Annotated in this window: 23 protein-coding genes; 18 read left to right on the forward strand and 5 right to left on the reverse strand. The window is 67.6% G+C overall.

Going from position 1 to position 24,224, the window contains the following annotated elements; all coding sequences use genetic code 11:
• Positions 1–68 precede the first annotated feature (68 nt).
• From AC3WRR_RS26510 to AC3WRR_RS26555, 10 genes are all read left to right on the forward strand, one after another.
• The gene (locus AC3WRR_RS26510) at positions 69–2,351 is read left to right on the forward strand and encodes a DNA polymerase III subunit gamma/tau (protein ID WP_041687440.1); all 2,283 of its coding nucleotides are present in this window, start codon (positions 69–71) and stop codon (positions 2,349–2,351) included.
• A gap of 70 nt (positions 2,352–2,421) precedes the next feature.
• Positions 2,422–2,754 carry a YbaB/EbfC family nucleoid-associated protein gene (locus tag AC3WRR_RS26515; RefSeq protein ID WP_010814258.1) on the forward strand — a complete coding sequence of 111 codons (333 nt, stop codon included), beginning with the start codon at positions 2,422–2,424 and terminating at the stop codon, positions 2,752–2,754.
• 8 nt (positions 2,755–2,762) lie between these two features.
• Positions 2,763–3,377, forward strand: a complete 615-nt coding sequence (gene recR, locus AC3WRR_RS26520) for a recombination mediator RecR (RefSeq protein WP_010814257.1) — start codon at positions 2,763–2,765, stop codon at positions 3,375–3,377.
• 76 nt (positions 3,378–3,453) lie between these two features.
• On the forward strand, positions 3,454–4,359 hold the full coding sequence (locus AC3WRR_RS26525; RefSeq protein WP_010814256.1) for a LysR family transcriptional regulator: 906 nt from the start codon (positions 3,454–3,456) through the stop codon (positions 4,357–4,359).
• 178 nt (positions 4,360–4,537) lie between these two features.
• Positions 4,538–5,734 carry a CaiB/BaiF CoA transferase family protein gene (locus tag AC3WRR_RS26530; protein ID WP_010814255.1) on the forward strand — a complete coding sequence of 399 codons (1,197 nt, stop codon included), beginning with the start codon at positions 4,538–4,540 and terminating at the stop codon, positions 5,732–5,734.
• Positions 5,731–6,699 carry a hydroxymethylglutaryl-CoA lyase gene (locus AC3WRR_RS26535; RefSeq protein WP_492298576.1) on the forward strand — a complete coding sequence of 323 codons (969 nt, stop codon included), beginning with the start codon at positions 5,731–5,733 and terminating at the stop codon, positions 6,697–6,699. The genes AC3WRR_RS26530 and AC3WRR_RS26535 overlap by 4 nt, the downstream gene beginning before the upstream one ends.
• A gap of 48 nt (positions 6,700–6,747) precedes the next feature.
• A complete protein-coding gene (locus AC3WRR_RS26540; RefSeq protein ID WP_011615631.1) occupies positions 6,748–7,764 on the forward strand; it encodes a Bug family tripartite tricarboxylate transporter substrate binding protein in 1,017 nt (338 codons plus the stop codon).
• A gap of 180 nt (positions 7,765–7,944) precedes the next feature.
• Positions 7,945–8,988, forward strand: coding sequence for an ABC transporter substrate-binding protein (locus AC3WRR_RS26545; RefSeq protein ID WP_492298577.1), 1,044 nt, complete (start codon positions 7,945–7,947; stop codon positions 8,986–8,988).
• A 133-nt stretch (positions 8,989–9,121) separates the two neighbouring features.
• On the forward strand, positions 9,122–9,934 hold the full coding sequence (locus AC3WRR_RS26550) for an ABC transporter ATP-binding protein (protein WP_010814251.1): 813 nt from the start codon (positions 9,122–9,124) through the stop codon (positions 9,932–9,934).
• 30 nt (positions 9,935–9,964) lie between these two features.
• A complete protein-coding gene (locus AC3WRR_RS26555) occupies positions 9,965–10,756 on the forward strand; it encodes an ABC transporter permease (RefSeq protein WP_010814250.1) in 792 nt (263 codons plus the stop codon).
• 78 nt (positions 10,757–10,834) lie between these two features.
• Here AC3WRR_RS26555 and AC3WRR_RS26560 read toward each other — a convergent pair whose 3' ends face one another.
• Both AC3WRR_RS26560 and AC3WRR_RS26565 read right to left on the reverse strand, forming a co-directional pair.
• Positions 10,835–12,253, reverse strand: coding sequence for a sensor histidine kinase (locus tag AC3WRR_RS26560; RefSeq protein ID WP_010814249.1), 1,419 nt, complete (start codon positions 12,251–12,253; stop codon positions 10,835–10,837).
• Positions 12,250–12,924, reverse strand: a complete 675-nt coding sequence (locus AC3WRR_RS26565; protein ID WP_010814248.1) for a response regulator — start codon at positions 12,922–12,924, stop codon at positions 12,250–12,252. The genes AC3WRR_RS26560 and AC3WRR_RS26565 overlap by 4 nt, the downstream gene beginning before the upstream one ends.
• A gap of 220 nt (positions 12,925–13,144) precedes the next feature.
• Between AC3WRR_RS26565 and AC3WRR_RS26570 the strand changes: the two genes are divergently transcribed.
• Entirely contained in the window at positions 13,145–14,203 is a 1,059-nt protein-coding gene (locus tag AC3WRR_RS26570; RefSeq protein ID WP_037024946.1) for a porin, read from the forward strand.
• A gap of 196 nt (positions 14,204–14,399) precedes the next feature.
• On the opposite strand, the gene AC3WRR_RS26575 is transcribed toward AC3WRR_RS26570, so the two are convergent.
• On the reverse strand, positions 14,400–15,374 hold the full coding sequence (locus tag AC3WRR_RS26575; RefSeq protein ID WP_010814246.1) for an NADPH:quinone oxidoreductase family protein: 975 nt from the start codon (positions 15,372–15,374) through the stop codon (positions 14,400–14,402).
• A 207-nt stretch (positions 15,375–15,581) separates the two neighbouring features.
• On the opposite strand from AC3WRR_RS26575, the gene surE reads away from it, so the two are divergent.
• From surE to AC3WRR_RS26600, 5 genes are read left to right on the forward strand one after another with little or no spacing between them, the layout of a single operon-like run.
• Positions 15,582–16,334: a 5'/3'-nucleotidase SurE gene (gene surE / locus AC3WRR_RS26580; protein WP_010814245.1), complete on the forward strand. Its 753-nt coding sequence runs from the start codon at positions 15,582–15,584 to the stop codon at positions 16,332–16,334.
• A 28-nt stretch (positions 16,335–16,362) separates the two neighbouring features.
• Positions 16,363–17,283 carry a protein-L-isoaspartate(D-aspartate) O-methyltransferase gene (locus tag AC3WRR_RS26585; protein WP_058697190.1) on the forward strand — a complete coding sequence of 307 codons (921 nt, stop codon included), beginning with the start codon at positions 16,363–16,365 and terminating at the stop codon, positions 17,281–17,283.
• Positions 17,284–17,291: 8 nt separating this feature from the next.
• Entirely contained in the window at positions 17,292–18,152 is an 861-nt protein-coding gene (locus AC3WRR_RS26590; protein WP_058697189.1) for a peptidoglycan DD-metalloendopeptidase family protein, read from the forward strand.
• A 6-nt stretch (positions 18,153–18,158) separates the two neighbouring features.
• Complete coding sequence (rpoS, locus tag AC3WRR_RS26595) at positions 18,159–19,337, forward strand: RNA polymerase sigma factor RpoS (protein ID WP_011615628.1); 1,179 nt, start codon at positions 18,159–18,161, stop codon at positions 19,335–19,337.
• A complete protein-coding gene (locus AC3WRR_RS26600; protein WP_058697188.1) occupies positions 19,334–20,170 on the forward strand; it encodes a 3'-5' exonuclease in 837 nt (278 codons plus the stop codon). Before rpoS ends, AC3WRR_RS26600 begins: the two co-directional genes overlap by 4 nt.
• A gap of 30 nt (positions 20,171–20,200) precedes the next feature.
• On the opposite strand, the gene AC3WRR_RS26605 is transcribed toward AC3WRR_RS26600, so the two are convergent.
• Entirely contained in the window at positions 20,201–21,055 is an 855-nt protein-coding gene (locus AC3WRR_RS26605; protein WP_492298581.1) for an endonuclease/exonuclease/phosphatase family protein, read from the reverse strand.
• 227 nt (positions 21,056–21,282) lie between these two features.
• On the opposite strand from AC3WRR_RS26605, the gene rlmD reads away from it, so the two are divergent.
• Positions 21,283–22,611, forward strand: a complete 1,329-nt coding sequence (gene rlmD / locus AC3WRR_RS26610; protein WP_041687438.1) for a 23S rRNA (uracil(1939)-C(5))-methyltransferase RlmD — start codon at positions 21,283–21,285, stop codon at positions 22,609–22,611.
• A gap of 69 nt (positions 22,612–22,680) precedes the next feature.
• Here the strand turns inward: rlmD and AC3WRR_RS26615 are convergent, their stop codons facing one another.
• Positions 22,681–23,385: a Bax inhibitor-1/YccA family protein gene (locus AC3WRR_RS26615; protein WP_010809421.1), complete on the reverse strand. Its 705-nt coding sequence runs from the start codon at positions 23,383–23,385 to the stop codon at positions 22,681–22,683.
• Between the two features lie 372 nt (positions 23,386–23,757).
• On the opposite strand from AC3WRR_RS26615, the gene ndk reads away from it, so the two are divergent.
• Positions 23,758–24,183 (forward strand): nucleoside-diphosphate kinase, encoded by a 426-nt coding sequence (gene ndk / locus AC3WRR_RS26620; RefSeq protein WP_010809422.1) that lies wholly within the window; start codon positions 23,758–23,760, stop codon positions 24,181–24,183.
• Positions 24,184–24,224 lie beyond the last annotated feature (41 nt).

A 24,224-nucleotide genomic window follows, 5' to 3' on the forward strand; every position in this document is an offset into this window, starting at 1 on the left:
CGAATAAAGACCGCGAGGTCGGGGCGGCGGCGGCCGGAGGGGGGCTGCATTTTGCTACAATCGCCGCCATGAGTTATCAAGTTCTAGCGCGCAAATGGCGCCCCAGGGATTTCACCACGCTGGTCGGCCAGGAGCACGTGGTCCGCGCGCTCACGCACGCGCTGGAACAGCAGCGGCTGCACCATGCCTACCTGTTCACCGGCACGCGCGGGGTCGGCAAGACCACGCTGTCGCGGATCCTGGCCAAGGCCCTGAACTGCACCGGCCCTGACGGCAACGGCGGCATCACCGCCCAGCCGTGCGGACAGTGCAAGGCCTGCCAGGAGATCGACAGCGGCCGCTTCGTCGACTACATCGAGATGGACGCCGCCTCCAACCGCGGCGTCGACGAGATGGCGCAGCTGCTGGACAAGGCGGTCTACGCCCCGACCTCCGGGCGCTTCAAGGTCTACATGATCGACGAAGTGCATATGCTCACCAACCACGCCTTCAACGCCATGCTGAAGACGCTGGAAGAGCCGCCCGGGCACGTCAAGTTCATTCTCGCCACCACCGATCCGCAGAAGATTCCGGTCACGGTGCTGTCGCGCTGCCTGCAGTTCAACCTCAAGCAGATGCCGCCGGGGCATATCGTCTCGCACCTGGACCATATTCTGGCGCAGGAAGGCATCGGCCACGACGGCAATGCGCTGCGCCTGCTGGCCCAGGCCGCGCACGGCTCGATGCGCGATGCGCTGTCGCTGACCGACCAGGCCATCGCCTACAGCGCGGGCCAGGTCTCGGAAGACGCGGTGCGCGGCATGCTGGGCGCGATCGACCAGGGCTACCTGGTGCAGTTGCTCGATGCGCTGGCCGCCGAGGACGGCGCCGCCATGCTGGCGATTGCCGATGCCATGGCCGACCGCAGCCTGTCGTTTGCCGGCGCGCTGCAGGACCTGGGCTCGCTGCTGCACAAGGTGGCGCTGGCGCAGGCCGTGCCGGCCTCGGTGCAGGACGAATGGCCCGAAGCCGATGAGGTGCGGCGCCTGGCCGGGGTGTTCGACGCGCAGGAAGTGCAGCTGTTCTACCAGATCGCCAACCTCGGCCGCAGCGAGCTGGCGCTCGCGCCGGACGAGTACGCCGGCTTCACCATGACGCTGCTGCGCATGCTGGCGTTCCGGCCGTCGTCTGAACCCACTACGGCGCAAGGGCAGGGCGGTGGTGCCGCGCCTGCGCGCCAGCGTGGTGCCGAAGCCGCGCAAACCGTTGATACCCGCCATGCGACGGCTGTGGCCAATGCCGCCGAACAGGCCAAGGCCGGTGCTGCGGCGGCCCCGGTCCCTGCCCCTATGCCCGCACGGGCGGTCCAGCCCGTGGCAGTGGCTGAACCCGCTGCCGCACCTGCCGCTGTCCCTGCATCCCCTGAAGCTGCGCCGGCACGGCCGGCCGCTGGCGCCGGCAACGGGGCAATGTCGCCCGCCGCCGCCGCGCTGGCGGCCGCCCGCCAGGCTTCCGCTGCCCGTGGGGGCGGCCGCAAGGCGCCGCCGCCGGCCATGGCGCCAGCGCCGGCTGCCGCGCAGCGCCCGCCGGCCCAACCCTTGCGCGCGCCCGGCGCGGCAGCCGTGAGTCGGCCGCCGGCACCGGTTGCGAAGGCGCCCATGCAGTCGCCGGCAGCGCCGGCACGGCCCGCCGCGCGCCAGGCGGAGCCGGAATCCGTGCCGCCCTGGGAGCTGGCGGGTGGCAGCGACGTGCCGCCGTGGGAAGAGCTGCCGCCTGACCTGCCGGTCATCGGCCCCTATGACAGCGATCCTGGCTACCGCGACAACGGTTTCAACGAACCGGCAGCGCGTGCCGCCGGGCCGCGCCGGGCGCCCGCGCGCGAGGCCGAGCCGGCGCGCGAGACCGCTCCGGTGCAGCCAGCCGCGGCGCCGGCAGAGTCCGCCAAGTTCGTCGCCCCGCGCCCGCCAGCAGCGGGCGAGGATGGCACCCCGCCGGCCTTCACCGGCGAATGGCCGGTGCTGGCCGCCGGCCTGCCCTTGAAGGGCCTGGCGCAGCAGCTGGCCTACCAGAGCGAACTGACCCAGGTGGTCGGACGTACCTTCCACCTGCGCATCCCGGTCGCGGCCCTGGGCGAGAACGGCGTGTCCGAGCGGCTGCAGCAGGCGCTGTGCGACCACTTCGGCGAGCCGGTGCGCGTGGTCTGCGAAGTCGGCGGGGTTTCCATCACGGCCGCGGCCGCCGATGCCGAGGCGCGCGCCGAGCGCCAGCGCCAAGCCGAGGCCGTGATCGAGGCCGATCCCTTTGTCCAGGGCCTGCTGCGCGATTTTGGCGGCCAGATCGTGCCGGGCTCGATCCAGCCGCGCGCCGCCTGATCCGCGGCCTGCGTTTGCTTTACCGAACTTACTTCACCGAATTTCTTACCGAATCCAGGAGCATTCCATCATGATGAAAGGTCAACTCGCCGGGCTGATGAAGCAAGCCCAGCAGATGCAGGAAAACATGAAGAAGATGCAGGAGCAGCTGGCCCAGATCGAGGTCGAGGGCCAGTCCGGCGCCGGTCTCGTCAAGGTGGTCATGACCTGCAAGAACGACGTCAAGCGCGTCACCATCGACCCCAGCCTGCTGGCCGAGGGCGAAGACAAGGACCTGCTGGAAGACCTGGTCGCCGCCGCCTTCAATGACGCCGTGCGCAAGGCCGAAGCCACCTCGCAGGAAAAGATGGGCTCGATGACCTCGGGCCTGCCGCTGCCCCCGGGCTTCAAGCTGCCGTTCTGAACGCCACTGTGAAGGCATCGTCCCCGACCTCGCTGCAGGCACTGGTCGAAGCGCTGCGGGTGCTGCCCGGCGTCGGGCCCAAGTCCGCCCAGCGCATGGCCTACCACCTGCTGCAGCACGACCGCGAGGGCGCGCGCAAGCTGGGCGATGCGCTGCGCGGCGCGGCGGACCATATCCGCCATTGCCAGCGCTGCAATACCTTCACCGAGCAGGAGATCTGCGAGACCTGCCTGGACGACCGCCGCGACGCCTCGGTGCTGTGCGTGGTGGAAACCCCGGCCGACCAGGTCATGATCGAGCAGACCCTGACCTACCGCGGCAAGTACTTCGTGCTGATGGGCCGGCTCTCGCCGCTGGACGGCATCGGCCCGCGCGAGATCCATCTTGACCGGCTGCTCGCGCGCGCCACCGAGCCCGAGCTGGGCGGCCCGGTCGGCGAAGTCATCGTCGCCACCAACTTCACCAGCGAAGGCGAGGCCACCGCGCACTACATCGGCGAAATGCTCAAGGCGCGCGGCCTCAAGGTGTCGCGCCTGGCGCGCGGCGTGCCGGTGGGCGGCGAGCTGGAGTACGTCGATGCCGGCACCATCGCGCGTGCGGTGATGGACCGCCGCAACCTCTGAGCACGATCGCGCGGGGCCGATTGCCCGCGCGCCGGTCACCGCGTTCTTCCGCCTTCTTCAGCCGCCTGCCTCTCCCATGAACCTGGCCCGCTTCGATCTCGTCACGCTTGGCTTGTTCGTCGCCGTGGCCCGGCAGGGCAGCATCTCGGCCGGCGCGCGCCAGTCGCACCTGGCCGTGGCCGCCGCCAGCAAGCGCATCTCCGACCTGGAAACCGCGGTCGGCGCGCCGCTGTTCTTCCGCCATGCCGCCGGCGTGCAGCTGACCGAGGCCGGCCAGGCCTGCTTCCACCATGCGCTGACCATCCTGCAGGACGTCGAACGCATGGCCGGCGTGATGTCGGACTACGCCTCGGGCGTGCGCGGGCAGGTGCGGGTGTGCGCCAACACCTCGGCGATCACGCAGTTCCTGCCCGACGACCTGGCGTCGTTCATGCAGCGTCATCCCACCATCCGCATCGAGCTGGAAGAGCAGAACAGCCGCGATATCGTCGCCGCGCTGGTCGAGAACCGTGCCGACGTGGGCATCTTTGCCGACCGCACCCCCGCGGCCGGGCTGATGACGATCGAGTACCGGCAGGACGAGCTGGTCATCATCACGCCGCCCAACCATCCGCTGGCCGCGCGCGGCCCGGTGCACTATGCCGATACGCTGGAATTCGACTTCGTCAGCCTGCCGCAGGAAACCTCGCTGGCCGCACGCCTGCTCGAGGAGAGCAGCCGGCTCGACCGGCCGTTCCGGCTGCGCATCCAGGTGCGCAGCTTCGATGCCATGTGCCGCATGGTGATGGCCGGCCTGGGCGTGGGCGTGCTGCCGCGCATCGCTGCCGAGCCGCACGTCAAGTCGATGGGGCTGTCGCTGGTGTCGCTGCAAGACGCCTGGGCGCGCCGCTCGCTGCTGATCGGGCTGCGCGACCCGGCCGGGCTGACAGTCTCGGCCCGTCTGCTGATCACCCACCTGTGCGGGGACCGGGCGCCGTTCTGACGCGCCCGCGCTGAGGCGGCTCCGCAGCCTTTCGCGTTCCGAGAAAGCCCGCTTCTCCGATTGCCGATTCCTGGCAGGCCCCCTGCTGGGGCACACTCCGTTCGAACGCAATGTATGACAAGCCAGTCATTGGGCTTGCCGCACTGCAACAAGACACCGCATCGCACGGAGACACCCCATGGCGCAACAGATCCTCGAGGGCATTCGCGTCCTCGAACTCGGACAACTCATCGCCGGCCCCTTTGCCGCCAAGACCCTGGCCGACTTTGGCGCCCACATCATCAAGGTGGAGCCGCCGGGGCAGGGCGACCCGCTGCGCAAATGGCGCATGCTGCATGAAGGCACCTCGGTCTGGTGGGAGGCGCAGTCGCGCAACAAGGAGTCGATCTGCATCGACCTGCGCCAGCCGGAAGGCCAGGCACTGGTGCGCAAGCTGGCCGCCGAGGCCGACGTGCTGATCGAGAACTTCCGCCCCGGCACCATGGAGAAGTGGGGCCTGGGCTGGGACGTGCTGCATGCCGACAACCCGCGCCTGATCATGCTGCGCGTGTCGGGCTATGGCCAGACCGGGCCGAAGAAGGATGAGCCCGGCTTTGCCGCGGTGGCCGAAGCCATGGCCGGCCTGCGCCACCTGACCGGCGAGCCCGGCCGCGCGCCGGTGCGCGCCGGCCTGTCGCTGGGCGACACCATCGCCGGCCTGCACGGCGCCATGGGCGTGCTGCTGGCGCTGTACCAGCGCGACGCGCGCGGCGGCGAAGGCCAGGTCATCGACGTGGCGCTGTACGAGTCGCTGTTCAACCTGAGCGAAAGTCTGCTGCCGGAATACTCGGCCTTTGGCGCGGTGCGCCAGCCCGCCGGCGGCGCGCTGCCGGGGATCGCGCCGTCCAACGCGTACCCCTGTGCCAGCGGCGAATACGTGCTGGTGGCGGCCAATGGCGACGCCATCTTCAAGCGCATGATGCTGGCCATCGGCCGGCCCGACCTGGCCGACGATCCGTCGCTGGCGCAGAACGATGGCCGCGTGAAGCGCGTCGACGAGATCGATGCCGCCATCGCCGACTGGACCCGCACGCAGACGGTGGACTCGGCGCTGGCGCTACTGCGCGACGCGCAGGTGCCGTCGGGCCGCATCTATACCGTCAAGGACATTGCCGAAGACCCGCACTACCGCGCCCGCGGCGTGATCGAGTCGGTGACCTCGGCCGGCGGGCTCACGGTGGAAGTGCCGGGCGTGGTGCCCAAGCTGTCGGCCAGCCCCGGCGAGATCCATGACCGCGCGCCGACGCTCGGCGAGCATACCGATACGGTGCTGAAGCAGGCAGGCTTCGACGACGCCGCCATCGCCGACCTGCGTGCGCGCAAGGTGATCGCATGAGCGCCGCCACCAAACTGAGCGGTCCCGCCCGCGTCGAGATCAACGAAGTCGCGCCGCGCGACGGCCTGCAGATCGAGCCGGTGGTGGTGCCGACCGATGCCAAGGTCGCCTTTCTCGACGCGCTGTCGGCCTGCGGCTTTGCCCGCATCGAAGCCACCTCGTTCACCTCGGCCCGCGCCATCCCGGCGCTGGCCGACGCCGAGGCACTGATGCACCGCATGCGGCGCCACCCGGGCGTTCGCTACACCGCGCTGGTGCCCAATCTGCGCGGGCTGGAGCGTGCGCTGTCGTGCCGGCCGGACGAGGTCAACCTGGTGATGTCGGCCAGCGAGACCCACAACCGCGCCAACCTGCGCATGACGCGCGAGCAGTCGCAAGCGCAATTGCTGGCGATGATCGAGGCGGCGCGCGGCGCCGGAGTGCCGGTCAATATTTCGCTGTCGACCGTGTTCGGCTGTCCCTTCGAGGGCGAGGTCGACAGCGCCGCGGTGATGGCACTGGCCACCCGCTTCGCCGAGGCCGGCGCGGACGGCATCACGCTGTGCGACACCACCGGCATGGCCTACCCGGACCAGGTCGCGGCGCTGTGCGAGGCCTTCCAGGCCGCGCTGCCCGATACCGGCCTGACCATCCACCTGCACAACACCCGCGGCATGGGCCTGGCCAATGCCCTGGCTGCCTGGCAGACCGGCGTGACGCGCTTCGACGCGGCCGCCGGCGGCCTGGGTGGCTGCCCTTACGCCCCCGGTGCCAGTGGCAACGTCAGCACCGAAGACCTGGTCCACATGTTCGACTGCATGGGCGTGGAGACCGGCGTCGACCTGGGCGCGCTGCTCGAGGTGGTGGCCGGCATGCCGGCGCTGGTCGGGCGCGACCTCCACAGCCAGCTGCTGAGCGCCGGCCCGCGCCTGCGCACGCACCAGCCGCCGGCCTGGATGGCGGAGCATTTCGCCGGGCAGGCATAGCCGGCACCCAGACAAGAACAACACATCCAACAGATAACGGAGACCCTCATGAAGCAAGCCCTTCAACGCAAGTCCGCCATGCCCGCACGGCGCAAGGCCGTAGCCGCCACGCTGGCGGCACTCGGTGCGGCATGGTTCGCGCCCGTCGCCCTGGCGCAGGACGGTACCTATCCCGCCCGTCCGGTGACGCTGGTGGTATCGGCCGCGGCCGGTGGCACCACCGACATCGCGGCGCGCATGATTGCGGAACCGCTGTCCAAGGCGCTCGGCCAGCCGGTGGTGGTGGACAACCGTCCCGGCGGCAACGGCAGCATCGCCGCGCAACTGGTGGCGCGGGCCAAGCCGGACGGCTACACGCTGATGCTGCAGTACTCGGGCTTCCACGTGATCACGCCGCTGCTGGTCAAGAACCTGTCGTGGGACCCGGTCAAGGACTTTGCGCCGGTGGCCAACATCCTGTCGGCGCCGCAGGTGCTGGTGGTGCGCCCGAGCCTGCCGGTCAAGTCGCTGAAGGAACTGGTGGCCTACGCCAAGGCCAATCCGGACAAGCTCAACTACGCCTCGTCGGGCAACGGCTCGCTGCAGCACGTCTCGACCGAGCTGCTGAACCAGATGGCCGGCACGAAAATCACGCACGTGCCCTACAAGGGTACCGGTCCGGCCATGACCGACCTGCTGGGCGGCTCGGTGGACCTGACCATCACCACGCCGCCGCCGCTGATGGCCCATATCGCCGCCGGCAAGCTGCGTCCGCTGGTGGTGACCAGCAAGACCCGCCTGCCCAGCCTGAAGGACGTGCCGTCGGCGCCCGAGGCCGGCTACCCCGACCTGGACGTGTCGTCGTGGTTCGCGATGTACGCACCGGCAGGCACGCCCAAGCCGGTGATCGACAAGCTGACTGGCGAAATCGACAAGATCATGCGCACCGAAGCCTTCCGCAAGAAGGCCGAGGACCTGGGCGCCGAGGCCAAGTACATGAACCCGCAGCAGCTGGGTCAGTACCAGAAGGCGGAACTCGCGCGCTGGGGCAAGGTGATCAAGTCTGCCGACATCCACGCGGAATGATGGCGCGGGCTGCGGCAAGGTGATCGAAAGGTAAGGGCGTTATGCTGGCGGGTTTGCTAGGTGTTGATACCGATGCGGTGCATCGCACCGTCCGGTAGCATCGCAATTTGCCGCACCGCGGCGCGCCCCCTTCGAGCGCATGTCGCCGCAGCGCCAGTCCACACGGGTAGGAGATCTCGCATGTATAACAAGAAATTCTGGAAGCAATTCCTGATCGCGCTGGCGCTGTTCCTGGCCGGCTGGTTCACCTTCGGCCAGGCGCAGGCACAGGGCAAGCCTGAGAAGACCAAGGTCACCATCGCGGTGGGCGGCAAGAACCTGTTCTATTACCTGCCGCTGACCATTGCCGAGCGTCTCGGCTACTTCAAGGAAGAAGGGCTGGACGTCGAGATCGTCGACTTCGCCGGCGGTGCCAAGGCGCTGCAGGCCGTGGTGGGCGGCAGCGCCGACGTGGTCTCGGGCGCCTACGAGCACACCATCAACCTGCAGGCCAAGGGCCAGCGCTACCAGGAATTCGTGCTGCAGGGCCGCGCCCCGCAGATCGTGCTGGTGGTGTCGAACAAGACCATGCCCAACTTCAAGTCGATCGCCGACCTGAAGGGCAAGAAGATCGGCGTGACCGCGCCGGGTTCGTCGACCAACATGATGGCCAACTTCGTGCTGGCCAAGTCCGGGCTGAAGCCTTCGGACGTGTCGTTCATCGGCGTGGGCGCCAGCGCCGGTGCGGTGGCAGCGATGCGCTCGGGCCAGATCGATGCGATGGCCAACCTGGACCCGGTGATCTCGATGCTGACGCAGAAGAACGAAGTGCGCATCGCCTCGGATACCCGCACGCTCAAGGACACCCAGGCCGTGTTCGGCGGCAACATGCCGTCGGGCTGCCTGTATGCGTCGCAGGCGTTTATCCAGCAGAACCCCAACACCACGCAGGCGCTGACCAATGCCATGGTGCGCGCGCTCAAGTGGCTGCAGAAGGCGGGCCCGTCGGACATCGTCAAGACTGTGCCGGAAAGCTACCTGCTGGGTGACCGCGCGCTGTACCTGGCCGCGTGGGAAAAGGTCAAGGAAGCGATCTCGCCGGACGGCACCATGCCGGCCGACGGCCCGCGCACCGCGTTCAACGCGCTGGGCCAGTTCGACGCCGAGCTCAAGGGCAAGCCGGTCAAGCTGGAAGAGACCTACACCAACGCCTTCGTGCAGAAGGCCAACGCCAAGTACAAGTAAGACCCTCGCCGTCGATGCCATCGGCCCGCTGTCCGCAGCGGGCCTTTGCTTTGAATCCTTGACGGCCAATCCATCATCACCCGCCCGCGCCGCGCCCCCCGGCGCCGCCACGGCGGGACCGAGACGGTTCACCATGAGCACTCCCGCACTTTCCCTCGACAAGGTCACCTGCACTTTTGTCTCGCGCGATGACCGCAGCCAGCGCTATACCGCGGTCCAGGACGTCACGCTGTCGATCCAGCCCGGCGAATTCGTCTCCGTGGTCGGCCCCACCGGCTGCGGCAAATCCACGCTGCTCAACGTCGGCGCCGGCCTGCTGGAACCCTCCAGCGGCGAGATTCGCGTGTTCGGCGAGCCCCTGCGCGGCATCAACCGCCGCGCCGGCTATATGTTCCAGACCGAGGCGCTGATGCCCTGGCGCAGCGCGCTGGACAACGTCGTCGCCGGCCTGGAGTTCCGCGGCGTGGCGCGCGCCGAGGCCGTGCAGCAGGGCGAGGAATGGCTGCGCCGCGTGGGCCTGGGCGGCTTTGGCGACCGCTATCCGCACCAGCTCTCGGGCGGCATGCGCAAGCGTGTTGCGCTGGCGCAGACGCTGGTGCTGGACCCGGACATCATCCTGATGGACGAGCCGTTCTCGGCGCTGGATATCCAGACCCGCCAGCTGATGGAGAACGAGGTGCTGGAGCTGTGGGCCGCCAAGCGCAAGGCCGTGCTCTTCATCACCCACGACCTGGACGAGGCCATTGCCATGAGCGACCGTGTGGTGGTGCTGTCGGCCGGCCCCGGCACACACCCGATCGGCGAGTTCGAGATCGACCTGCCGCGCCCGCGCGACGTGGCCGAGATCCGCAACCATCCGCGTTTTGTCGAGCTGCACGCCGCGATCTGGGACGTGCTGCGCGAGGAAGTGCTCAAGGGCTACGCCCAGCAGCGCAAGGTGGCGTGAGCCCTCCAACCTAACAAGACCTGAATCCCGATGGCATTCCGTACTGATTCCAAGGGCATGTTGCGCGTCTGGCAGCTGCTCGTCCTGGTGGTGATCCTCGGCGTGTGGCATATGGCCACGCGCTCGCAGCAGGTTGCCTTTTTCTTCGGCGAACCGCTGATGGTGGCGCAGCGCATCTGGAGCTGGTTTATCGTCGAGCGCGATATCTACCTGCACCTGGGCGTGACGCTGATCGAAACCGTGCTGGCCTTCGGCATCGGCACGGTGGCGGGGCTGGGCGTGGGCCTGTGGCTGGCGCTGAGCCCGATGACCTCGGCCATCCTCGACCCCTACGTCAAGGCCATGAACTCGATGCCGCGCGTGATCCTGGCACCGATCTTCGCGGTCTGGTTCGGCCTGGGCATCTGGTCGAAGGTGGCGCTGGCGGTGACGCTGGTGTTCTTCATCGTCTTCTTCAACGTCTACCAGGGCGTCAAGGAAGTGAGCCCGGTGGTGCTGGCCAACGCGCGCATGCTGGGCGCCAACCAGAAGCAGCTGCTGCGCCATGTCTACCTGCCCAGCGCCACCAGCTGGGTGTTCTCGTCGCTGCATACCTCGGTGGGCCTGGCCTTCGTGGGCGCGGTGGTGGGCGAATACCTGGGCTCGGCGCGCGGCGTGGGCTACCTGATCCTGCAGGCCGAAGGCACCTTCGACATCAATACCGTGTTTGCCGGCATCGTGGTGCTGACGGCGTTTGCGCTGGTGCTGGACTGGATGGTCGGCATGGGTGAGAAGCGGCTGATGAAGTGGCAGCCGAAGAGCGGGGAGACGGAGAAGCTTTGATGCAGGACTTGCCGGTAAGCGTTGCTGGCCGGCGGTTTGCCCCCTCTCCCGCTTGCGGGAGAGGGAGCGCCCAAGCGGTCAAGAGCAAGTCTCGGGTTTGTGGCCGGCAGCGCTGAAGTTTACCGACACCGTCAGCCCGCCTCCGGGCGTATCCGCAAGCTCCACCGCTGCACCATGCAGCCGCGCGATCTCGCGCACGATCGACAGCCCCAGCCCGGTCCCTTCCACGGACTGTCCGCTCTCGCCGCGATAGAAGCGCCGGAACACCGCATCGCGCTCTGCCGGAGCAATGCCGGGGCCGTTGTCGATCACCTGCAGCCGCGGCACGCCGCCGTGCAGCGCCACGCGCACCGTGACCACCGCACCGCGCCCCGCATAGCGGATCGCGTTGTCGATCAGATTGCCCGTCAGCTCCTGCAGCAGCTCCGCCTGCCCGGCGACCTCCACCGACCCTTCCTGCTCGAAGCCCAGGTCGACCTCGCTGCCACGCGCCACCGGCGCCCAGTCCAGTGCCACGCCTTGCGCCAGCGCATCGAGCCGCAGCGGCCCGAGCGTGGGCATATAGCCCGCATCAGGCTCCAGCCGCGACAGCGACAGCAGCTGCTGTACGCCCTTGGAGGCATGGCGCACGGTGCCGTGCAGCAGCCGCATATGCTCGCGCACGCGTTCTGCGTCGCGCTCGCGCAGCGCCAGCTCGGACTGCGCCTGGATGATCGCCAGCGGCGTCTTGAGCTGGTGCGCAGCATCGGCAAAGAAGCGCTTGCGCGCCTGCACCATGCCGTGGAGCCGGTCCATGTACTGGTTCAGCGCCTGCACCAGCGGCTTCATCTCGGCGGGCAGGTCCTTCTGCTCGATCGGGTCGAGCTGCGTGCCGCGTCGCGCCACCGTGTCGGAGAGCCGGTTCAGCGGCCGCAGCCCGCGCCGCACGCCGAGCCAGACGATGCCCAGCGCCAGCGTCACCAGCATCAGCTCCTGCAGCAGCGAGCCGATCAGGATGTCGCGCGCCAGCAGCTGGCGCGGCTCGATGGTTTCGCCCACCAGCACCCACACCAGGCGCGTGCGCGCCGAGCCCACGTCGTGCACCGGCAGCGCCTGGGCCGCCATGCGCAGCGGGTGCTCGCGGAAGACAGTGTCGTAGAACTCGGTGCGGTACAGCCGCAGCGGCGCCTCGGCCGGCATCGGCAGGTCGTCGTAGCCGGTCACGGTTGCGCCGTCCTCGTCGCGGATGCGGTAGAAGATGCGCGGGCCGGCCTGGTCGTCGAAGAGTTCCAGCGCGAGGTTTGGCACGTCGACCTGGAGCCGCCCCTCGCGCAGGCGGATGCCTTCGCGCATTGCGCGCAGCGACGCCTCCAGCGTGCGGTCGAAGGCGATATGCGCGGCAGACATGGCGCGCTCATAGGTCAGCCACGCATCGAAGGCGAGCAGGGCCATCAGCGGCAGCAGCAGCCATAGCGACAGCTGCAGGCGCAGGCTGGGCGCCTGTCGTGGAAGCCTCATGCCGCCGGCCGCGCTTCGAGCAGATAGCCCAGCCCGCGCAGCGTGACGATGGCCACGCCGCTGCCGTCGAGCTTCTTGCGCAGCCGGTGCACGTAGATCTCGATCGCATCCGGGTTGACCGATTCGTCGATGCCGAAGATCTTCTCCGACAGCGCCGCCTTGTTCACCGCGCGCCCATCGCGCAGCAGCAGCACCTCGAGCACGGCGCGTTCGCGCCCGGTCAGCGGCAGCAGCTCGCCGTGCAGCAGGACGGCACGGCTGACGCTGTCGTAGTGCAGCGGGCCGCAGGCGATCTGCGTGCTCTCATGCCCGTGGGCACGGCGGATCAGCGCGCGGGCGCGCGCTTCCAGTTCGGACAGGTCGAAGGGCTTGGCCAGGTAGTCGTCGGCGCCCAGGTCCAGGCCGCGGACGCGGTCTTCGACCGAGCCGTGCGCGGTCAGGATCAGCACCGGCAGCGGGTTGCGGCGCTGGCGCAGGCGGCGCAGCACTTCCAGGCCGTCCAGTCCGGGCAGGCCCAGGTCCAGGATCAGCAGCGCGTAGTCCTGCGTGCTGAGCAGGTTGTCGGCGCTGCGGCCGTCGTGCATGCAGTCGACCGTGAAGCCGGCCTGGCCCAGGGCCTGGCTCAGGGAATTGGCCAGCATCACATTGTCTTCGGCAAGCAGGATACGCATGGGGCAGGGCAGTCAGGCGGCAATACGGAAATCCGGCCGGAACGGCCGAGGCCAGACAGATACAGGGAAGTGCGCCGGCTTAGAAGCTAGGGAAACCCCCAATCCCGCAGCGGCGCCGTGCCCGCGAAAAGCCTGCATTCCGAAAGCGAACTGAAAGTGCGCGTCCCCTACCATCCGGCCGGCTAATGATTCACACAACAAGCACAAGCAAGGAGATAGCATGAAGCGTAGGGCAATGGCATTCGCAGCGATGGGTCTGGCTGCGGCCGGATCGGCATCCGCCCAATCGAGCGTGACCATGTATGGCCTGGTGGACGCCGGCATCGAATATGTCAGCCACGCGGGTCCGGACGGCTCGGCGGTCAAGCTGACCTCGGGCGGCAAGAACACCTCGCGCTGGGGCATCCGCGGCAGCGAAGACCTGGGCGGCGGCCTGAAGGCGATCTTCGCCCTGGAAAGCGGCATCGCCATCGACACCGGCAGGCTGGACACCGACAACACGCTGTTCGATCGCCGTGCCACGGTGGGCCTGGCAAGCCGCTACGGCCAGGTGGTGCTGGGCCGCACCTTTACCACGACCTACGACTTCATGCTGCCGTTCGACCCGATGGGCTACGCGCCGGCCTATTCGTGGGCTACTTCGTCGACCGCCACCGGCGGCCGCAAGGACGGCCTGTTCTCGCGCGCCTCGAACGCGGTCCGCTATGACGGCAGCTTCGGCGGCCTGAAGCTGGGCGCCACCGTGGCCATGGGCGAGGTGGCGGGGGACTTCAAGAGCTCGTCCAAGTACGCGCTGGGGGTGGGCTACAGCGCCGGCAAGTTTGCCGCGGCCGCCACCTGGGACCGCCAGAACGGCGCCGGCAGCAGCACCACGCCGGCCGACAGCACCGACTACATCCAGGGCATCCATGCCGGCGCCAGCTATGACTTCGGCGACCTGAAGCTGTTTGCCGGCTACCGCAACTACAAGCGCACCTTCACCACCGGCGCGGCGACGGACCGCAGCGACATGTACTGGGGCGGCGCCAGCTATGACTTCACGCCGGCCTTCACGCTGTACGGCGCGGTCTACAAGCAGAACATCAAGGGCGGCAACAACGCCGACCCGATCCTGTTCTCGCTGCGCGGCCAGTACGCGCTGTCCAAGCGCACGCTGGCCTACCTGTCGGTGGGCTATGCCGATGCGCGCAACGGGCAGAACGTCAGCGTCTCGCGCGACCTGGTCGGCTTCGCCAACAACCAGACCGGCGTCATGGCCGGCCTGCAGCACCGCTTCTGAGGAAGGGGCGGCCTGAATGGCCGGAATGGCCTCATCGGCCTGTTGGGGACTGCCGGCCGCCTGGCGCATGGGTGTGCGCCATCGAGGGCGGCTGGCAGCTTGAGGCGCGTTGCCTCAGCCGGGCGCAGGGCGTAGCCGCACGCCTTGCGCCCTTCTTTTACCGGCGGGCAGGGCGCGCCGCCGGCCTGCGTGCCGCTCAGGGCACGATCACGATCTTGCCGGTGACCTTGCGCGCTTCCATGTCCTTGAGCGCCTGCGGAGCCTGCTCCAGCGGATAGCGCGCCGAGATATGCGGGCGGATCTTGCCTTCCTTCATCCAGCCCAGCATCTGCGCCATATTGGCCTGGTTGGCCTTGGGCTCGCGCCGCACGAAGTCGCCCCAGAACACGCCCACCAGCGAGGCGCCCTTGAGCAGCGCCAGGTTCAGCGGCAGCTTGGGGATCTCGCCGTTGGCAAAACCCACTACCAGGTAGCGGCCGCGCCAGCCGATCGAACGGAAGGCCGGTTCGGCATAGATGCCGCCCACCGGGTCATAGATCACGTCCGGACCCTTGCCATCGGTCAGCGCCTTGATGCGTTCGCGCAGGTCCTCGGTGCTGTAGTTGATCAGCGCGTCGGCGCCGTGCTCCTTGCACACCGCCAGCTTCTCGTCGGTCGAGGCGGCGGCGATCACGCGCGCGCCGATGGCCTTGCCGATCTCGATCGCCGCCAGGCCCACGCCGCCGGCCGCGCCCAGCACCAGCATGGTCTGGCCGGCCTTCAGCTCGCCCCGGTCGATGACCGCGTGGTGTGAGGTGCCGTAGGTCAGCGTGAACGCCGCCGCGGTCTCGAAGTCGATGCCGGGCGGCATCGGCACCACCGACGCCGCAGGCGCCTTGGCCTGGCTGGCGAACGCGCCGTTGCCCAGGTAGGCGATCACCTTGTCGCCGGGCTTGACGTGGGTGACGCCTTCGCCGACCGCATTGACCACGCCGGCCAGCTCCGAGCCCGGGCTGAACGGCAGGGCAGGCTTGGCCTGGTATTTGTTCTGGATGATGAGCACATCCGGGAAGTTGACGGCGGCCGCCTTGACGTCGATGACCACTTCGCCCTTGGCCGGCACCAGGTCAGGCAGGGTTTCGATGGTCAGCGAATCGGGCGGGCCCCAGGCTTTGCACAGTACGGCTTTCATCTTGTCTCCGGTGATGTTGGTGGCATTTCACGCCAGTCAAGCTTATGCGGGCGGGCAGGGCAAGTGTAGCGTAGAAATAGCACGGTCGTTCTGTTCCATGTCCAAGCTATGGAGGTGGTTATTTGCGGGCTGCATACAGCGCCAGAAACGTGCTTTCAGGGCGGCGCACGGGCCGCTTGCGCGCGCGCGCTCAGGTACAATCGCGCCATGCATATCCTTCTCGCCAACGACGACGGTTATCTCGCGCCGGGACTGGCCGTTTTGCATGCCGCGCTCGCGCCGCTGGGCCGGATCACGGTCATCGCGCCGGAGCAGAACCATAGCGGTGCCTCCAACTCCCTGACCCTGCAGCGGCCGCTGTCGATCTACGAAGCGCGCGAAGGCGTGCAAAAAGGTTTTCGCTTCGTCAACGGAACACCGACCGACTGCGTGCATATCGCACTGACGGGCCTGCTGGAAGAGAAACCCGACCTGGTGGTGTCCGGCATCAACCAGGGACAGAACATGGGCGAAGACGTGCTGTACTCCGGCACCGTCGCCGCCGCCATCGAGGGCTACCTGCTGGGCATTCCGTCGGTCGCCTTCTCGCAGGTGGACAAGGGCTGGGAGCACCTGGACGCCGCGGCACGCGTGGCGCGCACCGTGGTGGAGCGCATCATCGGCACGCCGCCGGCCGAGCCGTTCCTGCTCAACGTCAATATCCCGAACCTGCCGTTCGAACATATCAAGGGCTACCGTGCCACGCGCCTGGGCAAGCGCCATCCGTCGCAGCCGGTGATCACGCAGGTCAATCCGCGCGGCGACACCAACTACTGGATCGGTCCGGCGGGCGATGCGCGCGATGCCAGCGAGGGTACCGATTTCCATGCAGCTGCGGCGGGCTATGTTTCGCTCACGCCGTTGCAGCTCGACCTGACGCACCGCGGGCAGCTCGACGCGCTCGACCAGTGGTTGAAGTAGGCCACCGATCCGCAGTGTCGCGCCCCCGATGAGCACCACGCCCCCTCGCAACAAGTTTCCGCTGCCGCTCGACGCGGTAGTCGAGCGCAAGCCCGCACCGGCCCGCACCGCCGGCTTGCCTGCCGTGGGCACGCCGCGGCCGGCCGCGCCCACACCGGCGCCAGCCAAGCAGGCCAAGCCGCGCCTGCCGCGCACCGCCGCACCGGCGCCCGCGCCGGTGCCTGCAAGCGCGGTCGAGCAACGCGCCTCGGCGGCCACCGCGGGCGGCGGCGGCATGGCCTCGGCGCGCGCGCGCGCGGCGCTGGCGGCGCGGCTGCGTGCCGCGGGCATCCGCGACGAGCGCGTGCTGTCGGCCATTGCCACCGTGCCGCGCCACCTGTTCGTCGAGCCGGGACTGGCATCGCAGGCGTATGAGGACGCCGCGCTGCCGATCGGCCACCAGCAGACCATTTCCAAGCCGTCGGTGGTGGCGCGCATGATCGAGCTGCTGCGCGAGGGCCTGGCCGCCGACGCGCCGCTGGAGCGCGTGCTCGAGATCGGCACCGGCTGCGGCTACCAGGCTGCGGTGCTGAGCCAGGTCGCGCGCGAGGTCTTCTCGATCGAGCGCATCCGCCCGCTGCACGAGCAGGCCAAGGCCAACCTGCGGCCGCTGCGCGTGCCCAACCTGCGCCTGCACTACGGCGACGGCATGCTGGGGCTGCCCCAGGCGGCGCCGTTTTCGGCCATCATCCTGGCCGCGGCCGGCATGGAGGTGCCCGAGGCGCTGCTGGAGCAGCTGGCCATCGGGGGGCGCCTGATCGCCCCGGTGGCGGTGATGCCGCCGGCGGGCGTGCCAGGCCAGACCGTCACGCAGCAGCTGTTGCTGATCGAGCGGCGCAACCGCCATCGATTTCACAGAACCGCGCTTGAAGCCGTTTTCTTTGTGCCCTTAAAATCGGGCACCATCTGAGTCGAACTATGCACAACATCGTGAAATCGCAATATTTCGCACGCGCCGGACAACTTTTTGCGGCCTCGGCGCTGACGGCCCTGCTGGCCGCCTGCGCCAATTCGCCGATGCCGGCACCTGTGGTTGACCGTACCTCCACTTCCGGTACCACGGCCGCGACGCTGGAACCGGCACCCCCCGGATACTATCGGGTCAAGCGAGGCGATACCCTTTACCGAATCGCGCTGGAGAACGGCCAGTCGTATCGCGATGTGGCAACGTGGAACAACCTGACCAATGTGAACCAGATCGAGGTCGGCCAGCTGCTGCGCATCGTGCCGCCGGGTGCCGACGTCAACACTGCGCCCGGCGTGGCCACCATGCCGGTGGCGCCGGGCACGGTGCAGGCGCAGCCGATCGACCAGGCCCGCCCGGCCGCCACGCCGGTGCCTCCGGCCGCGGCCGCTTCGGCGCCTGCGGCAACGCCCGCCGCGCCCGCCGCGGCCGCCGCGCCGGTCACCGATGGCTCGATGAAGCTGGCCTGGCCGGCAACCGGCCAGACGGTCGGGAAGTTCGACGACAAGGGTAATAAAGGCATCGATATTGCGGGTAAGAAGGGCGATGCGGTGCTGGCCGCGGACGATGGTCGGGTGATTCACGTTGGCCCCTTGCGCGGCTACGGGAATCTTGTCATCATCAAACACAACGAGACATTTCTTACTGCTTACGGGCACAACGACAAGGTGCTCGTGGCTGAGCAATCCGCGGTCCGAAAAGGCCAGAAGATTGCGGAGATGGGCAACAGCGATACCGACCGGGTAAAGCTTCACTTCGAAGTCCGCAAGAACGGAAAACCGGTTGATCCGATGCGGTACCTGCCGCCACAGTGAGGGTTCATGCCACGCCAGAAAACTGTCTCCTCCGGAACCGTAAGCAGGGCTCGCCGTCCCAAGCAGCCGGAAGTGAAGGCTGGTGTGGCACATCCCGACGCGCGCGCCGATGCTGAAGGCTTCGAGCCTGATCTCGCCGCCGAACTGATTCCCGTGACCGACGAGCCCATCGCCACGTCCACTTCGGTGGGCCTGCGCGAGGCCGACCTGCTTGCCGACGACAGTGAGCGCATCGTGCGCGACGACGACGAGGACGAGTCGGAAGACGAGGAAGAAGAGAGCGCGGAAAATGGCACCGACAGTGCCGCCCCCGAGCATGATGATTTCCGCACCGTGCTGCATACCGAGCTGGCCGCGGACACCGTCCAGCACTACCTGAACCGCATCAGCATCAAGCCGCTGCTGTCGGCCCCGGAAGAGCTGCATTTCTCCACGCTGGCCAAGGACGGCGACTTTGCCGCGCGCCAGGTCATGATCGAGCGCAACCTGCGGCTGGTGGTCAGTATCGCCAAGGGCTACCTCAATCGCGGCGTGCCGCTGCTCGACCTGATCGAGGAAGGCAACCTGGGCCTGATGCACGCGATTGAAAAATTCGATCCGTCGCGCGGTTTCCGCTTCTCGACGTACGCGACCTGGTGGATCCGCCAGAGCATCGAGCGCGCCATCATGAACCAGGCGCGCACGGTCCGCCTGCCGGTCCACGTGATCCGCGAACTCAACCAGGTGCTGCGCGCCAAGCGCCATCTGGAGAAGGGCGGCACCGACGGGCGCGACGCCAGCCTTGAAGACATCGCCCACCTGCTGGGCAAGACGCCGGACGAAGTGCAGGACGTCCTGGCACTCAACGAACATACCACCTCGCTCGATACGCCGTTCGATCTCGATCCCGGCTCGAGCCTCCTGGATTTCCTCTCCGACGAGCACAACGCCGCCCCCGACCAGGAGGTGGCGCACCGCGAGCTGGAAGGGCTGATGAAGCTCTGGCTGGCGCGCCTGTCGGAAAAGCATCGCTATGTGGTGGAGCGCCGCTTCGGCCTCAACCATATCGAGCCCGCGACGCTGGAAGAGCTGGCCGAGGAAATGGGCCTCACGCGCGAGCGCGTGCGCCAGATCCAGCAGGAGGCGCTGGTCAAGCTCAAGCGGCATTTCGCTTCGCAAGGTGTCAGGAAGGACGCTGTTCTATGACCCCTGTGCTGGTATTCGACATCGAGACCATTCCCGATGTTGCCGGCCTGCGCCGTTTGCATGACCATCCCGATGCGATGAGCGACGCCGAAGTCGCCGAGCATGCGTTTGCCGCCCGCCGCGAAAAGACCGGCAGCGATTTTCTCCCGCACTACCTGCAGCGCATCGCGGCGATTTCCTGCGTGCTGCGCCGCACGCACCGCGACGGCTCGGCGGTGTTCCACGTCGGCTCGCTCGGCACGCCGGAAGACGGCGAGGCCACGCTGATCCAGAAGTTTTATGAACTGATCGCGCGCTACAGCCCGCAACTGGTTTCATGGAACGGCGGCGGCTTTGACCTGCCGGTGCTGCATTATCGCGGCCTGGTCAACGGCGTCACCGCGCCGCGCTACTGGGAGATGGGCGAGGGCCGCGACGACGACAGCCGCGACTTCAAGTGGAACAACTACATCAGCCGCTACCACATGCGGCACCTGGACCTGATGGACCTGCTGGCCATGTACCAGCCCCGCGCCAGCGCGCCGCTGGATGACCTGGCCAAGCTGTGCGGCTTTCCGGGCAAGATGGGGATGGACGGCAGCAAGGTCTGGCAGGCGTTCCAGGCCGGCCAGCTCGACGAGATCCGCGCCTATTGCGAGACCGACGTCGTCAACACCTACCTGATGTACTGCCGCTTCCAGCTGATGCGCGGCGGCATGTCGCCGCGCGAGTTCGACATCGAGATGGAGTTCGTCCAGGAGTCATTGGCCGAGCTGCCCGGCGAGCAGTGGATGGAATACCTGCAGGCATTCCGGCTGCAGCGTCTCACGCCCGAAGCCGAAGACCTCGACTGAGCACGGCGGCGACGCGCCGCCGACACGAATTCACAAATCCAGCGACAGCAGGATCGGCTGGTGGTCCGAGTTGGCCGTATCGGCATCGACCTCGCAGCGCCGGATCCGCCCGGCGAGATTCTCGGTCACGAACATGAAATCGCAGGCGAACGGCGGCTCCGGCCATTGCTCCTTGTCGTACAGGGCGCAGGTCGGCGCATGCGGCTGGCCTGGGTGTTTGTGCAGCCAGGCATCGCGCCAGGGCGGCGTGGCATCGTCAAAGGGCTCGAGCACACGGCGGTAGGCGATATCGTCAGGCTTGCTATTGAAGTCGCCGCACAGGACGGCCTCGGCCGGGCGCGGCTCCGGCGTGAACGGGCCCGGCCATTTCTCGCTGCGGCCTGGGCGGCGCGCATGGTCGCAGGCTTCGGCGTGCCAGGTGCGCAAGGCTTCGGCCTGGGCGGCGCGCTGGTGTGATGAGTAATACTCCAGGTGCGTGCAGATCACGCGCAGCCGCCGGGTGCTGACTTCGACCGAGGCTTCCAGCGCCACGCGCGGCATCGAGGCCACCTGCGGGTCCGCCGGCCAGGGCAGGGCGTGGCGGAAGACTTCGCGCACCGGCAGGCGCGTGGCGATGAGGTTGCCGAACTGCTTGCGTCCTCCGGTGGCGGTGCGCCGGTCGACACCAGGCGCGTAGAGCAGGTGGTAGCCGGGCAGCAGGGCAGTCAACTCCGTCACCTGGTCTTCCCCCGGGCTGCCACGCAGTTCACCGAAGCCGCGCGTGACCTCCTGCAGGCAGATGACGTCGGCATCGGCAATGCCGCGCAAGGTGTCGACCTGCCGGCCCAGGTCGACATGCCCGTCGGCGCCGCGACCCCATTGGATATTCCAGGAAATCAGTTCCATTTGCCGTCTCCGTCACGTCGCCGGGAAGCAGCCGCCGATGCCGGCCTGGTCTGGCATACAATCCCGCTTTCACAAAACAATACGTCAGGTTTCGTCTGGTGTCCCAAGCCGTGTCCTCCCCACAAGAAACGCCGGCAGCCCCGGCCGCTGTTGCCGATCAAGGTGCTGCTCCCGTCGCAAAAGAGTCCCGTGTCCGCGCCGACGCTGGCGCCCCCGCGGCCGATCCCGTGGTGTCGATCGACAGCCTCGACATGGAGGCCCGCGGCGTTGGCCGCCTGCTGAATGAGGACGGCACGCCCGGCAAGGTGATCTTCGTCGAAGGCGCGCTGCCCGGCGAGACCGTCAGCTACCGCAGCTTTCGCCGCAAGCCCAGCTACGAGCAGGCCCACCTGGTCGAGGTCCGGCAGGAATCGGTGATGCGCGTGAAGCCCGGCTGCCAGCATTTCGGGGTCTGCGGCGGGTGCTCGATGCAGCATCTCGATTCGCGTGCCCAACTGGCGATCAAGCAGCGCGTGCTGGAAGACAACCTGTGGCACCTGTCCAAGGTGAAGCCCGACGTGGTGTTCCGTCCCATCGCCGGGCCGGACTGGGGCTATCGCTACCGCGCGCGGCTGACTGTGCGCCATGTGGCCAAGAAGGGTGGGGTGCTGGTCGGCTTCCATGAGCGCAAGAGCAGCTATGTGGCCGACATGACCCGTTGCGAGATCCTGCCGCCGCACGTGTCGGCCATGCTGGTGCCGCTGCGCGAGCTGGTCGGCGGCCTGTCGATCCGCGACCGCATGCCGCAGATCGAGCTGGCCGTGGGGCAGGAAGTCACCGCGCTGGTGCTGCGCATCCTGGAGCCGCTGACCGATGCCGACAAGGACCTGCTGCGCGCCTTCGCCGACCAGCACAAGGTGCAGTTCTGGCTGCAGCCCAAGGGCCCGGATACGGTCTACCCGTTCTACCCGGCCGATGCCGAGCTGGCCTATACGCTGCCGGAATTCGGCATCCGCATGCCGTTCAAGCCGACCGATTTCACCCAGGTGAATCACCAGATCAACCGTGTGCTGATCGGCCGCGCGCTGCGCTTGCTGGATGCGCAGCCGCAGGACCGCCTGCTCGACCTGTTCTGCGGCATCGGCAACTTCACGCTGCCGCTGGCCACGCAGGGCAAGTCGGTGATGGGCATCGAAGGCAGCGAGGCGCTGACCACGCGTGCGCTGGCCAACGCCGAATACAACGGGCTGGCGGCCAGGACCGAGTTTGCATGCCGCAACCTGTTCGAGGTCACGGCCGAGGACATTGCCGCGCTGGGCCGCTTTGACCGCTGGCTGGTCGATCCGCCGCGCGAAGGCGCGCTGGCCGTGTGCAAGGCGCTGGGCGAACTGGCGCAGCAGGGCAGCAACGTGCTGCCGCAGCGCATCGTCTACGTCTCGTGCAGCCCAGCCACGCTGGCGCGCGACGCCGGCCTGCTGGTGCACGGGGCGGGCTACCGGCTCGCCGGCGCGGGCGTGGTCAACATGTTCCCGCACACCTCGCACGTGGAGTCGATCGCGGTGTTCGAGCGCGGCTGATCGCGCAAGTCGCACCAAAGAAAAACCGGCCATCAGGCCGGTTTTTTCATGCTGCAGGGGAGGTTGCCGTCACTCGCGGCTGCCGCCGAAGATGCCCAGCAGCGCCAGCAGGTTGACGAAGACATTGTACACGTCCAGGTAGATTGCCAGCGTGGCGGTGATGTAGTTGGTCTCGCCGCCGTTTACCACGCGCTGCACATCGAACAGGATGTACGCCGAGAAGATACCGATGGCGATCACCGACACCGTGATCATCAGCGAGGGCAGCTGCAGCCAGATATTGGCGACGCTGGCCAGGATCAGCAGGATCACGCCGACGAACAGGAACTTGCCCAGGCCGGAGAAATCACGCTTGCTGACCGTGGCGATGGTCGCCATTGCGCCGAATACCGCCGCCGTGCCGCCAAAGGCATACATGATCAGCGCCGGCCCGTTGGAGAACTGCAGCGTCACGCCGATCAGCCGCGACAGCATTAGCCCCATGAAGAACGTGAAGGCCAGCAGCAGGACCACGCCCATGCTGCTGTTCTTGGTCTTCTCGATACCGTAGAAGAACCCGAACGCAATGCCCAGGAACAGGATCAGCGACAGGAACGGGTTGCCCGCCATGAAGCTGAAGCCGGTGGCCACGCCGATCCACGCGCCGAGCACGGTGGGGATCATCGAGAGGGCCAGCAGCCAGTAAGTGTTGCGCAAGACCCGGTTGCGAACGACGACGTCAGTGACGGTCGACGCACTGTTGCCGAAACCGTAGGTGTTCAGCTTGTTATCCATGGTGACTCCTGTCTCAAAACGGTGAGGCGCCGGGCTGCGAGGCTTCGGATGCGAAGATTCGTATGGAACCCGGACGGAACCATCGTCAATGTGGCACCTGGGAGGCTAAATTGCAAGGGCGAGGTAACCCATGAGTCACCTATTGCATGCTTTGCGCCGTTCGGTGCCGCTCACATTGGATGTTAGCCGGGGCGGCGTGTTCCTGGCATGACAAGCTTGTAATGTGCTTACTGGCGCACTTTGCGCCCGGTTGTGCGGCAAGGGCGGCCCGACACACGCCAGAGCAGGGAAGACCCTCGAAAGCGTCATAGTCTTCGTGCTAGAATCGCACGTTTAATCCATTTGTAACCCCTTCATTTTTCGGAGTTTTTCATGGCGATCGAACGCACCCTGTCGATTATCAAGCCGGATGCCGTGGCCAAGAATGTCATTGGCCAGATCTACGCCCGTTTCGAGGCCGCCGGCCTGAAGATCGTTGCTGCCAAGATGGTGCACCTGTCGCGCGGCGAAGCCGAGCAGTTCTACGCTGTCCACAAGGAGCGTCCGTTCTTCAAGGACCTGGTGGATTTCATGGTTTCCGGCCCGGTCATGATCCAGGCCCTGGAAGGCGAGAACGCCATCGCCAAGAACCGTGACCTGATGGGCGCCACCGACCCGAAGAAGGCCGAGAAGGGCACCATCCGCGCCGATTTCGCCGACAGCATCGACGCCAACGCCGTGCACGGCTCGGACGCCGCTGAAACGGCTGCCGTGGAAGTGTCGTTCTTCTTCCCGGGCATGAACGTCTACAGCCGCTGATTGTCCAGCGCTGCTGCCAGGACTAGACTGACACCGAAGCT

The sequence above is a fragment of the Cupriavidus sp. FW305-3-2-15-C-LB2 genome, from assembly GCF_058787575.1.